Origin of the sequence: Candidatus Magnetobacterium casense (assembly GCF_000714715.1) — a bacterium.
GTDB classification, from domain to species: Bacteria; Nitrospirota; Thermodesulfovibrionia; order Thermodesulfovibrionales; family Magnetobacteriaceae; genus Magnetobacterium; species Magnetobacterium casense.
In genome coordinates this window covers 184,017-197,137 of record NZ_JMFO01000003.1, presented here as the reverse complement: position 1 = coordinate 197,137, position 13,121 = coordinate 184,017, and the positions used below count along the sequence as shown (strand labels likewise).

Sequence of the window (13,121 nt, the reverse complement as noted above, 5' to 3'; positions counted from 1 at the left end):
GGAAATCGTTGAACTATGGCAGAGATTAAGTCAAAGATAGTGCTAAAGAAAAAGGGCGAGGAGGCATACCTGTCTCTGAAACAGTTGAAGGTAACACTCAAGTGGTCTGCAGCCGTAGACCTTGACCTGATGGCATTTTACAAGACCAAGGATGGCCGTGTTGGGGGCGTGTTTTCGGACAACTACGCCGGCGGCTCAATGGGAGAGCTTAACTCCTTTCCCTATATAGCCTTGAGTGCGGATGCCGGGGTCGGCTCCAAGGGCGGTGACAACGAAGAAGAGTTGCGGATCACCAGGCTCGATGACATGGCAGAGGTCTACATCTGCACGATCAATTTCACGGACGCATCGAAAAACAAACATTCCACATTCAGCAACTACGACGGGCACGTACAGATAGTCGATGACAAGGGTGAGTCCGTTGCCGTACCGCTGAACTCAACCCAACCCGGCACGGTTGCCGTCATTGCCAGGATAGACAACTCCGGCTTTATGGGGGCCAAGCTGGTCAACGAAAATCACATCATCGACATGCCGACCTTCCAGTCTACGATACCGGGGGCGAGTCTGCTTAAGCTGTCCTCAAAGATCGTGTTGAAGGCCAAGGGTGACTCCATCCAGCTCAAGACCAAATCCGATGGCGGTGTGGGAGAGCTGTTGGTGAACCTCAACTGGAATCAGGGACAACAAAAACAGACTGGCGGCTTCTTCAGCAAACTGATGGGTGGAGGCGGCAGCGGAGGCGGCATAGACCTCGACCTGGGATGTCTGTATGAGCTGTCAAACGGTCAGAAAGGCGCCATCCAACCCCTGGGCAAGAGTTTTGGCTCATTTGAGAGTCCCCCCTATATCTTCCACTGTGGCGATGATCGAACCGGGGCATGGTCCGAAGGCGAAAACCTCCGCATTAACGGCAATCACCTCCAGGACATCAAACGCATCCTGATCTACTCATACATCTACGAAGGTGCTGCAAACTGGACACAGGCCAACGGCGTGGTGACGATAAAGCAGCCCGGCTCACCCGACATCGTCGTCAACCTCGACAACACACAAGATGGCGTGCAGATGTGCGGCATAGCCTTGTTTGAGCGATCCGGAGGCTCCCTTAAGGTGACCAAGGTCGTCCAGTATGTCAACGGACACGAGGCCCTTGACAAGGCCTATAACTGGGGACTGAGGTGGGTTGAGGGCAGGAAGGACTGAGGGGGATATCCATTGAACACGGGTCACCTGGATAACCTGCGTTTCCAGTATGAGCGGTGGTTGTTTAATCAGCTCAACTCCAGCAGCGCACTATCCCCGATCCTGGGGTCTATAGGCCAGGACAGGGAAGACTACATGCGCAAGAGGTACCTGTTGTCCACCTCGGCAAAGATCACGGAGGCTCTGTTGCCAGACCTGTACAGGCTCTATCAGGAGTGTCTGACCTATGTTGGGGTGGAACTTACGGGCAACCTCTACGTCCAGCAAAACAGCCAGTACAACGCCTTTATAGACTGCTCCGGAAACTGCTTTAACATTGTGGTGTCCTCGTCGATCATCAAGGACTTCGATACACGAGAGATAGCCTTTGTCATTGGTCATGAGCTGGGGCATGTCATCTTTGGCCACAACAAGATACCGGCAGGGTTTTTCTTCTCCGGGGAAATGCAAATACCTCACGAGCTTATACACATGATATCAAGCTGGTCCAAGGCCAGTGAGATATCTGCCGACCGTCTTGGGCTTCTGTGCTGCGGCAACCTCAGGTCGGCTGCAAGTGCGTTCTTCAAGCTGGTGTCGGGGCTTTGCCTGGAGGACGATGAGGCGGTTATTCGCTGTCTGTCGGCACAGTATAATGAAGTCAAGGCCATATCCGAGGCTCAATGGCTCTCCGATGACATCTCTACGCACCCGTTGATCCCCATCCGGTACAAGAGCCTTGAGCTTGTAGCACTGGACGTCATAGCGCTCAGGGGGCAGAGGGACAAGGTCATGCTCAGAGGGTTTGACGATATAGATGCGCAGATCACAAAGGTGCTCATTGGCAGTGACCCCTTTGAGTATGGCAGCGTGTTCAGGAGTCGGGAGGGGGGGTCGCTTTTGGTGTTGTCCCTGTTGTATGTTGCCGTGTGCGATGGCGAACTCAATGCAGCAGAGGAGTCATTTATACGCAGACTCAATGGCAAGTCTGGATTTGACCTCAACATCGATGAGGTTATCGCCAACTGCAAGGCCGGCATCAGGCGTTTCAGGGACGGCGTCATCGCAGAACTCAGGGGTATCAAGACGCTATCGGGCAACGATGTCACACGGTTACTCGATATCTGCCGCCAGATTGCCATCTGCGATGGCGCGCTAAACACCAGTGAGGTTGATGGCCTGGGCAGGGTGGCTCAGGCATTGGGGGGGTGAGCCGCCCCGGGCACAAAGAAGCCCCTTGCTCCCATTTTTACCATGCCTTTTTAAGAGGGTGCTTTTTTTCTTCTCCGTGCTGCCCCGATGACACCTGTTGCCCACTGCTCTGTGCCCAGTGCATGGAGGTGTGTATAGGAGGCGAGGACGTTTTTGTATATGGCCCCGTCACACCTTGTGCCATCGGGGCCGCTGACAATCCCCTTGCCACGTGTCATCTTAAATGCCGTTGCAAGGCGCCCAACGTCCGTGACGCTTGAGTAGTGGAATTCATGTCCCTTGAGGACAGTGCCCGGGGGGAAATAAGGGTTTTCCTCCACCACCTCTACCACCGTGTAACCGTGTGCCGCAGGTGTGGGGGACATCACAAAATCCATAGGGAATATACCGGTCATCGGATAGGTCTTATTGTTGTAGATGATACTCCTGCCCAGGAACATGAGGCCGCCACACTCGGCATACACGGGCAGACCGTCCTCGATGAGCCACTTGAGATGTTCTCTGAAGGCGGTGTTTTTGGACAGCAGGATGGCATTGGTTTCGGGAAAGCCACCCCCAATGTAGAGGGCGTCGATATCGGGCAGACGGGAGTGCTCAATTGCGCTGATCTCAACGATGTCAGCTCCGCAGCGGACCAACTCCTCCAGGTTGTCGGGGTAGTAGAACTGAAATGCGCTGTCTCTGATAACGCCAATGCGGATGCGATCCGCTGTCTCTACTTTGACGGTCGTGTCATATCTGGGGATGCTGCTCGTCTGCGTATCCGGCATGTCGCAGTCGATGGCAGGGGCTTGGTGGGCGATATCGCTTATGGCGTCGATGTCAATGTCGGCCCTCAGCATTGTTGCGATGCCATCGAGGGCGGCATCGACCTGCCCGTGCTCCTGTTGCGCCACCAGCCCCATGTGTCTTTCTGGGACAACGGCATCGGAGCGTTTGGCAATCGTCCCCAGCACCGGGACGTTGCAGTGATGCTCGATGGCCTGGCGGATCACGTTTTTGTGTCTGTCGTTGGCGACGTAGTTCAGGATGACCCCCTTGAGGGAGAGGTCGGCGTCAAACTCGCTGATACCCTTGATTATGACCCCGACTGTGGTAGTCGTCTTGATGCAGTCAACCACAAGGATAACCGGTGAGTTCGTTGACTTTGCCAGGGCCGCCGTGCTAAACGTGCCATAGGCATCGACGCCGTCAAACAACCCCCTGTTGCCCTCGATCAGCGCAAGGTCGGTGCCTTCGGAGTGTGCTACAAAGGATTGCAGCAATCTGTCCTCTGAGATTATAAACGAATCGAGGTTGTAGCAGGGATTTCCGGATGCGGCAGCCAACCATCCAGCATCGATATAGTCGGGGCCTTTCTTAAAGGCGACAACGTTTAACCCGGCTTGCTTGAACAGCATTAGGAGTCCTATAGAAAGAGTGGTCTTACCCCCTCCGCCCCGCAGCCCGGCTATCACCAACCTCGGTCTGTAAAACAGCATATTAATTCAGTAACAGCAAATAAACATTTATAGCGTTAACCTAAAGTGAAGGCAAGGTTTCTTCGGCTCCATCTTGTATAGCCATTTGTGCCATGTCATCTGTAATCCCAAATCCTACCTTATCATTGCCGTCTCTACAATAACATGTTCTATAACCGGTTAGCAACTTTGTTGGTTCATTAAAATCTATTTTTGAGTTCATCAATAGCGCTGCTCCACGTTTCAGGATTACCTGTAGATATAGCTATCTCATCACGGCAATATCTACAGGAAGAATTTACTCATCGGGGAAGGTTGCTTTTAGTTCAACCGTGCTGCCCTTTTTAATCACCGTATTGGGGGCGGGCAACTGTGCGTTGATCCTCACTCCGGTGCCAGTGACATTGACCTCAAGCCCAAGGGATTTTGCAAGCTCCTGTGCCTGCTCAACGTCCTGCCCCATGAAGTCTGGACAGTAGAGCGGTGAGACATATGGCCCCTTGCTCATCACCACGGAAAGCTCTCCGCCTCCCTTGTCTTCAGGGGATGGCCATTGTGCTATCACCTTGCCCTCTTCAACCGTATCGGAATGTACCTCGATCACCTTTGCGACATCCTGTTTATTGACGGCGACCATGTCCTGGGTTTTTTCCACGGGCTGACCGCGAAGGTCTCCTGCCATCTGAGAGCGTTTGCCCTTACTCATGACCACGGAAATGGTTCGTCCTTCCTTTATCTTATTGCCTGCGGGGATGTTCTGTTTGGATATCTGACCATTTGGAATGACATTGTCGTAGGTCTCTCCTTCCACCTTGAGGTAGAGCTTGACCCCGCTTAATATCCCGTTGGCATCCAAAAGACTCCTGCCTCGCAAATCAGGAACCGTTATGCTCTTACTCGTAGTTAGCAGGCCAAATGTTATATAACCGGTAATTACAGTCACTACGGTGAATATGAAAAAGAACAGTACGATCCTTAATATTGCCTTCATTGTTTTGTCATCACGGTAAAGAAGAAGCCATCCGTTTGATGAACATCGGGAAACGCCCTGTAAATGCCCGACCCCGCCCCCTGCACCGCCGATGCCTGCCTCTGGTCAGCAAAGTCGCTCAAGTCTATCCCATATTTCCTCTTTAAGATATCCATATTGTTTATTATACAGAAATTCTCTTTTTTCGTCAAGAATTCTTTAATAACGTCCTCTGCCTCATCGCACTCGGTTGAACATACAGAGTACGCCAACAGGCCTCCTTTTTTCAAATGCCCCGATACGCTCTCAAGCAGGGTAAGCTGATGTCGTGAGAGCTGCCTGAGGGAGGCTTCCGAGTGTCTGTACTTAATATCGGGGTTTTTCCTCATCACACCGAGTGATGAGCAGGGGGCGTCAAGCAGTATTTTGTCAAACTCCCTCTGCTGTGGGGGTAGTGCCCTGATATCTGCAACCACAGGGGTGATGCTCTTAATCCCGAGGGTTTGGGCGTTTTGTATTATCCTGTTGACCCTGTTTTTGCTGCCGTCAACGGCCACGATGTGGAGTTTGTCGTTGCCCAGTGCGGCCATGTGTGTGGCCTTGCCTCCTGGTGCGGAACAGGCGTCGAGACAGTAGTCGCCCTCCTGTGGGTCGAGCATGAAGCTCACCAACTGTGATGCCTCATCCTGGATATAAACCTTGCCCCTGAGTGGGTCCAGTGCGGCCATGGGGAGGTGTTCCGTGAGCCTTATGCCGTGTGGGCTGTACCGGCAGAGGGCATACCCTATGTGCAGGGCGTCAAGCTCTCGTGCTATCTCCTGCCGTGTGGCGACGATGGTGTTGACCCGCAGCGTGGGTGCTGATGTTACATTGTTGGCCTGCGCAATGGCCAGTGTCCTGGTCGGACCAAATCGTCTCAGCCATCTCTCTGCAAGCCACTGCGGGGAAGACGTGGACAGAACTATATGCTGTAAGGGCGATTCCTCCAACGATGGGATAATCAGTTGGTGGCTGCTTCTGAGTAATTGCCTCAGGACGCCATTTACGACAACGGCATGTGTACCGAAGGCCTTTTCGATTTCGACCGATTCGTTGACCGCCGCCCAATCGGGCACCCTCATGTGGGTTATCTGGTACACGGCAAGTCTGAGGTTGTTCATAGTAAAAGGCTTAAGGCCGGATGGTTTCTTCAGAAACGCCCTCAGCATCCAATCCAGCGTGTCCCTGTAGCGGAGCACGCCATAGACAAGCTCCATCAAAAATGCCCTATCACGCTGCTCCAGGTCATCAGCAGACCGCTCCAGGACGTCCTTGGGCAGTCCCTTGCCCGTGGCAATTGCATCAAGTGCCCTCAGGGCCATCACCCTGACGTTGTCCGCCTTACCCTTCATGCTTATGATTATACCAGAAGATGGTAATAGAAGTGTGGGGGGCCCCTGCTCTGTCTCTGGCAAATCTCAGCGAAAGGGGTTGAGAGATATTTTGTTACTATGGTTTCGCACTTTCTGGATTCCTGCTTACCCCTGTTCAAGCCAGGGGCAGGCCGTGGAATGACATAGAACAGCCTCGCCATTTACTGTCATTCCCGTGAAAACGGGAATCCATTTTCAAGAACTGCATAAAAGGCTGGTTTATAAAAAAGTGCGAAAGTATAGGTAAACATAGGGATTGTCTGAACTAGGATTACACAGATTAAAGGATTTACAGGAAAATAGGGATAAGACTTTTTTTAACAAAATCCTGATAATCCCTTAATCCGTTAAATAGTGGTTCAGACATCTTTGATTGCAGAAATTTGGGATGTGACATTGTAAAATTAAGAAGATAGTCATTTTTGACGTATAAAATTGATATCTTGTAAAATGGCCAAACATATGGTATACTCCAAATAGGCGGGATTGAATCGGTTGTCTTTGAGTAAACGGCAGTCTGGTAGACTCCTGACAATATTCCGGCAACAGACAGAGGTGGCATGAATACTGTGATTATGCGGGCGGATGCCTTTGCCGGGATTGGTACGGGGCATCTGATGCGTTGCCTGGCGTTGGGGCAGACCCTGGCGGACAACGGGTTGAGGGTTGTCTTTGTCGGCAGGTGTGACCCCGTGGGGCTTATTGAGAGGCTCAAGGCGGAGGGTTTTGGCTTTGTCCCACTGGATGAGGCATCGCAGCGAAGCCTCCTGACCTCCCAGGGGGCCGACTGGATCGTTGCTGACGGTGTCCATTTTGATGAGTCATACCACGAATTCTTGCGCAGTTGTGGATGCAGGGTGGCCGTAATTGACGACATGGCAAGGTTGCCGCTGTATAATGCCGATATCGTGATCAACCAGAACCTCCACGCCCACGACCTGCATTATAACTGCACTGTGGGGACAAAATTGCTCCTGGGTGCCAGGTATGTCATGTTGAGGCGGGAATTCTTGAGATTGCACCCTGTGACAAAGCCCATCGACGGTATGGGTAAGAACCTCCTCATAACCCTTGGTGGTATAGACAAGGCCAATTTCACGGAGAAGATACTTTTGGCCATCAGAGATGTCCACGCACTTGAGGTGATCGTGGTGGTGGGTGCGGGCAACCCCAACGTCCAGCGTATCAGGGCCGTGACGATGTCAAGCAGGCTGACGGTTCTCCAAAACGTCACGGACATGCCCTCTCTTATGTCGTGGGCGGATGTGGCAATTACCTCGGGTGGGACAACCGTGTGGGAGCTGGCATTTATGGGGGTGCCCAGTATCGTGGGTAGGGTGGCCGAAATTGAGGATTACCTGGTTGGCGGATTAAATAGACACGGGTTGTTTATTGATATCGGCTGGTTTGAGTCAGCCAGGGACGACGCTATCTGCACAATGCTGACGACGCTTATGGCAGATGCCACCCGACGGAAGGAGATGAGTATAAAGGGGCGGCAAACCGTCACGGGCAATGGCTGCCAGGAGGTCTTTATGGAGATGAATCGCATATGATAAAAAACAAACGGATATTGGTTACCGGCGGGTCAGGGGTTATCGGGCGACAACTGTTGTCCCTGCTGGCGGAGGATAACGTGGAGGTCCTTTCCATTGACAGGGAGCCGTTGGATCGCGTTGCGCCGGATGTAATTAAACGCGGGGTTAGACACATTGAGGCCGACCTGTCAGAGACTTCACTGGAGCCGATCAGGGACTTTGCCCCACAGGTGGTATTTCACCTGGCGGCGGGTTTTGAGAGGTCGAGTGAATCACCGGGATTCTGGTACAGGAACTGGCAGGACAACACGCTGCTCAGTCACAGGATGGTTGAGCTTGCCGGACAATTGCCGACGGTGGCGGTGTTTGTCTTTGCCTCGAGTTATCTTATATACGCAAAAGAGCTATATATGCAGGAGGGTTCAGGTTCAGCGACCAGGTATCTCACGGAGTCTGACATGGTCGATCCCAGAAACGTCACGGGGGCATCCAAGTATTACACGGAGCGGGAGTTGCAGTTTGTCAACGAGGTTGTCAATCCTGCCCTGCGCTGCGTCAACGCACGGATTTACAGGGTGTTTGGGCGTGGCTCAAAGGACGTGATATCGCGCTGGATTGGGATGGCCCTTGAGGGTCAGGTCGTGGAGGTGTACAACAAGGAAAACGCCTTCGACTTCATATATGCCGCAGACGTAGCCGAGGGGCTTTACCGGTTGGCCTGCAGCGGGGATGCACATGGCGTTGTCAACCTCGCCTCCGGTGTGTCAACTACGATTGCGCAGGTGTTGGATATCCTGGGCGTACAAATGGGCCTGCGTTACATCGACAAGGGTATAACTGAACGGATCGAGCGTAGTGGCGCCAATCTTGAGAGGCTCAAGGAGTCAACCGGATGGTTGCCGTCGATATCCGTCAGTGAGGGCATAAGGATGGTCGCAGAGTACGAAAGGGCAAAGAGGGCAAAATGAACGTCCTGATAACAAGCGCCTCCCGCAAGGTGAGTCTGATCAATGCCTTTAAGGCCGCCTTGGCATTGGAGGGTGGTGGCAGGGTCATTGCCGCTGATACCAGTGAGTTGGCCGCGGCGTTGTACATGGCCGATGGACATTGCCTCGTCCCTGCCGATGCCGATCCCGGATTTATCCCGCGGATGCTTGAGATTTGTACGGAGTATGAGATCGTACTGCTGATACCAACCAGGGATGAGGAGTTACCGATCTTTGCACAACACCAACAGCGGTTTGCCGACATCGGGGTCACGGTCATGGTATCATCGCCGTTGACTATCAGGACGTGTCAGGACAAGTTGTTGTTTTACAAGTTTTGCACGCAACATGGTTTTTCTGCACCAAGGTTGTACACAGCAGAGGCGGCAGAGAGGGAGATTACGTATCCGCTGCTTGTCAAGCCACGTACTGGCAAGGGCAGTCGTGGCATTTTTTTGATCAACTCACGCAAGGAGCACAGGCGGGTGCTTGAAGAGACGCCTGAGCTGCTTGTCCAGGAGTTTGTACGTGCGCAGGAGTACACGATTGATCTGTTTGCGGACTTCAACGGGTGGGTCATATCGGTAGTGCCTCGTCAGCGGATAGTCGTCCTTGGGGGGGAGTCCTTTGTCGGCAAGACGTGCAGGAACCTTCAACTGATGGACGAGGCAGAGAGGCTTGCCGTTAAGCTCAATCTCAGAGGACATAACACGTTGCAGTGTTTTTTGGATGGCGGGTGCGTCAAGTTCATCGAGGTCAATCCGCGATTTGGTGGCGGGGCTGCCTTGGGCATTGCCGCCGGGGCCAACAGCCCGCTGTTTCTGGTAAGGTTGCTCAAGGGGCTGCCAGTAGCGCCTGTCATCGGCGAGTTCACAGACAACTACTACATGCTCCGGTACACACAGGAAATGTTTATTGGCGGCGTGTAAAAAAATAAGAAAGGGGCGGCTCCGCTTCTTTTTCGCTCCAGGAGGGGTCAGCGACCCCCGGCTCAATGCGCTCCTGGCCCCTTCAGTATGAAAACTTGAATTCTCTGATGGATAAAATAAAAGACGATGATGATTTTGTGAAAAAATGGTTGGAGGTTGAAAAAAAGAATGTCGAAAGAAAGCGTGAAAAACAGAAGGAGTTGCTTGAGATCGCAAAAAAATAGGCAGGCAATATTGATGCACATTGGTTGCATGTTTTTCGAAAACTCGAGATTATATAATATCACGATTTTTTTTAATTGTGTAAACACGGCGTTTGGTTCTCTGAATTTGACCATTGACAACATCCTGAGTTTTATGATAAAGTGAGGTGTAAGATTTTATCAGAACTGACAGAGGACAACATTATAGTATGACAGCCAATCCCCAAATACTTGCCAAGATACTTGACAACTCAACATTTCAATTTCAACTAAAGACCTGTTTGACTGATCTGCTTACGTCAAACAAGTACACGGAGTTGTCTGTTGCCACCGGATACTGGGACAGCGTGTTTCCACATCAGGATCAACGCAATCTGTTTGGCGTTGAGATATTGCGTCTTGTAGCCGAACACCCAAAGTTTGCTGATCGGAATGAGATTCGTCCTGTCTGTCTTAGCAGAGGAGAGACCTCACAGCTCCTTTTCTTTTTCGTGCAGCTCAGGGATGAAAGACTTCCAAAGACCAATATCGAACGAATAACAAGAGAGTTTGTTAAAGGTCAGGTCCTTGACAGATATATCATCTGGTTCTTTGGAAACTCCGGAACCAACGTCCTTAAAGTTGTCGTATCAGGTAAAGAAGGTAAAAAGATGAGGCTCAATACACTCTCCCTTGAGGCCAGACAGTGGTTTAAGACCTATGACTATATCCTTATAGACCAGCTTGTCTACCAACTCTACGACCTTACACCACAGAAAATCGCAATTATAGCGGGAAATGAGCAGGAGCTAGGGCAATGACTATAGTTGAGGGAATCGGTTTTCTATTTGAGATGTTTGTAGATATCTTCTCGTGGGTATTTAAAATCTTTAAGGATAATGATCCGGATAAAGAGAGGGCACGTTCAAAAAAAATAATCTTTATAACTCTTAATATTATAAGCATTATAATTGTAATAATAATAACCTTGATCATCATTTATTCCGGTAGATATACACCAGAGCCTTTTAAACATACATTCCCTGATTATGCCACTGCCACTTTAGTGTTAATTTTTATAGCCATGTTGATCATTTTATTACTTATACCTTTGAACTTTTTGCTGACAAAGGTTATAGCAAGTCTATTCTTCAAGAAAAGCAGTGACAATCCGCGATAAAATAAACATGTGCCGTGGACAAGCCATAATGGGGTCAAGGGGACTTCTTTGTGGCGGGGGTGCCTCACCCCTCCCCTTGCGGGGGGGGCTAAAGGGGGGCGGAGCCGCCTCCCTTCTTTCTTAATTCTTGGAATGAAGACCATATATCCTGACAAGCCCGCATTCCTGGCCGCCGTGACGAATGGCTCTATCCCTGCCCTTTACAGGGAACTGACCTATAGACGGCCATCGCTGTACTATGCTGCCTTGAGACAGAAGAACTCCTTTATCCTTGAGAGCGTGCGCGGGTCAGTCAATACGGCGAGGTATTCCTTCATCGGCTTTGAGCCATACATGACGGTCAAGGCAAAAGGCTCTCTGGTAGAAGTACAGAAGGACGGCAAAAGGAGCCTGTCGTCAAAGGACCCGCTGACCAAACTCAGGGAGCTTATCGGCGGCTACAAGCAGCGCATATCAGACACTCTGCCGCCGTTTCAGGGAGGCGCAGTGGGGTTGCTTAGTTACGACCTGGTGCGGTGCATCGAGGACATCCCCAACACGGCCATAGACGACCTGAACATCCCCCTGCTGCACTTCTTCATGATAGACAGGCTCATAGCGGTAGACCACGTCAGGGAGATGGCGTGGTTGATCGTCTGTCCTGGCATCAGGCAAGACGGTCCCGTCTTTAACGCAGCCAAGATCGACTGGAGCCGCCAGTATGATGAAACGGCAGACTTCATCAATAACATGGCGTCCTTTTTGGAGGGCAAACTATCCGATGTTGCCTCAACTGACACCATAAAACCTGCCCCTGAGTGCCACAGGACAATTGAGATCATTCACGAAACAACAAAAGAACGCTACATGGGTATGGTCGGAAGGACGCTGGAGTACATAGGAGCCGGAGACATCTTTCAGGCCAACCTTTCGCAGAGGCTATCCGCACGCATCGGGGATACGGACCCCTGGCAGATATACACCCTGCTGTCAAGGGTGAATCCGTCGCCGTTTGCGTGTTTCCTGGACTTTGGTGACTACCAGATAGTCAGCTCTTCCCCGGAGAGGTTGGTCAGGGTCATGGCCGAAAGCGACGGTGTGTTGGTTGTCGATACGCGTCCCATTGCCGGGACGAGACCACGTGGCAAGGACGTTGGTGAGGATGAGGCGCAGCGCAGCGCCCTGTTGCTCAACGAAAAGGAACGCGCCGAACACATCATGCTCATTGACCTGGAACGCAACGACCTGGGAAGGGTATGCAGGTATGGCACGGTCGGCGTGGATGAGCTGATGATCACGGAGGACTACTCGCACGTAATACACATCGTATCAAACGTCAGGGGTGTCCTCAACAGCGGCAAGGACTGCATAGACGTAATCAGGGCCGTCTTTCCCGGGGGGACTATCACGGGGGTGCCCAAGGTGCGCTGTATGCAGATAATAGACGAACTCGAACCGGTTGCCCGCGGCCCATACACGGGATCTGTGGGGTATATCGGTTTTGCTCAAAACATGGATATCAACATCATCATACGCAGCTTTGTAGTCAAGGACGGTTATGCTTACGTTCAGGCAGGGGCCGGGATCGTAGCAGACTCAGACCCCGAAAGAGAGTACTACGAAACACTCAGCAAGGCAGAAGCCTTAATAAAAACATTAAAGATTCTCTACACTGGAGGTAGTCTATGAGTAACAGTATACTATTGTCAACCGGAGAAGTGAAACTAAAGGCCGAACTGAACAACAGCAAAACGGCGGACACCTTCCGCATGCTCTTGCCACTTGAGGTAAGGATGGAGCGCTGGGGCGATGAGTACTACGGCGATTGTGGTATCAACGTTGATATCGCAGGGGACGCAAAGGAGGTCATGGAGGTGGGCGAGCTTGCGGTCTGGCCGGTTGGCAATGCGCTCTGCATCTTTTTTGGCCCCACCCCGGTAAGCATAGGCGATGAACCCCGCGCCGCATCCAAGGTCAACCCCATCGGAAAACTGATAGACACTTCGGAGCCACTTAAAAAACTCGCCGGCACCATCAGCGTTAAGATATCAGTCATATAACGATTTTGGGTATCCTCTTAAAAAAGCA

Annotated in this window: 12 protein-coding genes; 9 read left to right on the top strand and 3 right to left on the bottom strand. The window is 51.6% G+C overall.

The annotated features are described in order from the left end of the window. Nucleotides 1-15: 15 nt before the first annotated feature. Together Mcas_RS02585 and Mcas_RS02580 are read left to right on the top strand one after the other, a co-directional pair. On the top strand, nucleotides 16-1,206 hold the full coding sequence (locus Mcas_RS02585) for a stress response protein (RefSeq protein ID WP_040333891.1): 1,191 nt from the start codon (nucleotides 16-18) through the stop codon (nucleotides 1,204-1,206). Nucleotides 1,207-1,218: 12 nt separating this feature from the next. Then, nucleotides 1,219-2,397 (top strand): M48 family metallopeptidase, encoded by a 1,179-nt coding sequence (locus Mcas_RS02580; protein WP_040333890.1) that lies wholly within the window; start codon nucleotides 1,219-1,221, stop codon nucleotides 2,395-2,397. A gap of 50 nt (nucleotides 2,398-2,447) precedes the next feature. Here the strand turns inward: Mcas_RS02580 and Mcas_RS02575 are convergent, their stop codons facing one another. The 3 genes from Mcas_RS02575 to rsmB form a co-directional block, all read right to left on the bottom strand. After that, the gene (locus tag Mcas_RS02575; protein WP_040333889.1) at nucleotides 2,448-3,878 is read right to left on the bottom strand and encodes a cobyrinic acid a,c-diamide synthase CobB; all 1,431 of its coding nucleotides are present in this window, start codon (nucleotides 3,876-3,878) and stop codon (nucleotides 2,448-2,450) included. Nucleotides 3,879-4,155: 277 nt separating this feature from the next. Beyond that, complete coding sequence (locus Mcas_RS02570) at nucleotides 4,156-4,848, bottom strand: PASTA domain-containing protein (protein ID WP_040333888.1); 693 nt, start codon at nucleotides 4,846-4,848, stop codon at nucleotides 4,156-4,158. Then, on the bottom strand, nucleotides 4,845-6,218 hold the full coding sequence (gene rsmB, locus Mcas_RS02565; protein ID WP_052566742.1) for a 16S rRNA (cytosine(967)-C(5))-methyltransferase RsmB: 1,374 nt from the start codon (nucleotides 6,216-6,218) through the stop codon (nucleotides 4,845-4,847). Before rsmB ends, Mcas_RS02570 begins: the two co-directional genes overlap by 4 nt. 581 nt (nucleotides 6,219-6,799) lie before the next feature. Between rsmB and pseG the strand changes: the two genes are divergently transcribed. The 7 genes from pseG (at nucleotide 6,800) to Mcas_RS02530 (ending at nucleotide 13,093) form a co-directional block, all read left to right on the top strand. Next, nucleotides 6,800-7,795: a UDP-2,4-diacetamido-2,4,6-trideoxy-beta-L-altropyranose hydrolase gene (pseG, locus tag Mcas_RS02560; protein WP_052566741.1), complete on the top strand. Its 996-nt coding sequence runs from the start codon at nucleotides 6,800-6,802 to the stop codon at nucleotides 7,793-7,795. Then, nucleotides 7,792-8,745, top strand: coding sequence for an NAD-dependent epimerase/dehydratase family protein (locus Mcas_RS02555; protein ID WP_040333886.1), 954 nt, complete (start codon nucleotides 7,792-7,794; stop codon nucleotides 8,743-8,745). Before pseG ends, Mcas_RS02555 begins: the two co-directional genes overlap by 4 nt. Next, a complete protein-coding gene (locus Mcas_RS02550) occupies nucleotides 8,742-9,692 on the top strand; it encodes an ATP-grasp domain-containing protein (RefSeq protein WP_040333885.1) in 951 nt (316 codons plus the stop codon). The genes Mcas_RS02555 and Mcas_RS02550 overlap by 4 nt, the downstream gene beginning before the upstream one ends. Before the next feature lie 412 nt (nucleotides 9,693-10,104). Further along, nucleotides 10,105-10,695: a hypothetical protein gene (locus tag Mcas_RS02545; RefSeq protein WP_040333883.1), complete on the top strand. Its 591-nt coding sequence runs from the start codon at nucleotides 10,105-10,107 to the stop codon at nucleotides 10,693-10,695. Beyond that, nucleotides 10,692-11,054: a hypothetical protein gene (locus Mcas_RS02540; RefSeq protein ID WP_040333882.1), complete on the top strand. Its 363-nt coding sequence runs from the start codon at nucleotides 10,692-10,694 to the stop codon at nucleotides 11,052-11,054. The genes Mcas_RS02545 and Mcas_RS02540 overlap by 4 nt, the downstream gene beginning before the upstream one ends. 132 nt (nucleotides 11,055-11,186) lie before the next feature. Further along, a complete protein-coding gene (locus tag Mcas_RS02535; RefSeq protein WP_040333880.1) occupies nucleotides 11,187-12,722 on the top strand; it encodes an anthranilate synthase component I family protein in 1,536 nt (511 codons plus the stop codon). Beyond that, nucleotides 12,719-13,093, top strand: coding sequence for a cyclophilin-like fold protein (locus Mcas_RS02530; protein WP_040333878.1), 375 nt, complete (start codon nucleotides 12,719-12,721; stop codon nucleotides 13,091-13,093). Before Mcas_RS02535 ends, Mcas_RS02530 begins: the two co-directional genes overlap by 4 nt. The last annotated feature ends 28 nt before the right edge of the window (nucleotides 13,094-13,121 follow it).

What these genes read in the sequence shown, in the direction of transcription:
- Mcas_RS02545 (WP_040333883.1), top strand. Translation starts at nt 10,105, where the DNA reads ATGACAGCCAATCCCCAAATACTTGCCAAGATACTTGACAACTCAACA.
- rsmB (WP_052566742.1), bottom strand. Translation starts at nt 6,218, where the DNA reads ATGAAGGGTAAGGCGGACAACGTCAGGGTGATGGCCCTGAGGGCACTT.
- Mcas_RS02540 (WP_040333882.1), top strand. Translation starts at nt 10,692, where the DNA reads ATGACTATAGTTGAGGGAATCGGTTTTCTATTTGAGATGTTTGTAGAT.
- Mcas_RS02535 (WP_040333880.1), top strand. Translation starts at nt 11,187, where the DNA reads ATGAAGACCATATATCCTGACAAGCCCGCATTCCTGGCCGCCGTGACG.
- Mcas_RS02570 (WP_040333888.1), bottom strand. Translation starts at nt 4,848, where the DNA reads ATGAAGGCAATATTAAGGATCGTACTGTTCTTTTTCATATTCACCGTA.
- Mcas_RS02585 (WP_040333891.1), top strand. Translation starts at nt 16, where the DNA reads ATGGCAGAGATTAAGTCAAAGATAGTGCTAAAGAAAAAGGGCGAGGAG.
- Mcas_RS02530 (WP_040333878.1), top strand. Translation starts at nt 12,719, where the DNA reads ATGAGTAACAGTATACTATTGTCAACCGGAGAAGTGAAACTAAAGGCC.
- Mcas_RS02575 (WP_040333889.1), bottom strand. Translation starts at nt 3,878, where the DNA reads ATGCTGTTTTACAGACCGAGGTTGGTGATAGCCGGGCTGCGGGGCGGA.
- Mcas_RS02550 (WP_040333885.1), top strand. Translation starts at nt 8,742, where the DNA reads ATGAACGTCCTGATAACAAGCGCCTCCCGCAAGGTGAGTCTGATCAAT.
- pseG (WP_052566741.1), top strand. Translation starts at nt 6,800, where the DNA reads ATGAATACTGTGATTATGCGGGCGGATGCCTTTGCCGGGATTGGTACG.
- Mcas_RS02555 (WP_040333886.1), top strand. Translation starts at nt 7,792, where the DNA reads ATGATAAAAAACAAACGGATATTGGTTACCGGCGGGTCAGGGGTTATC.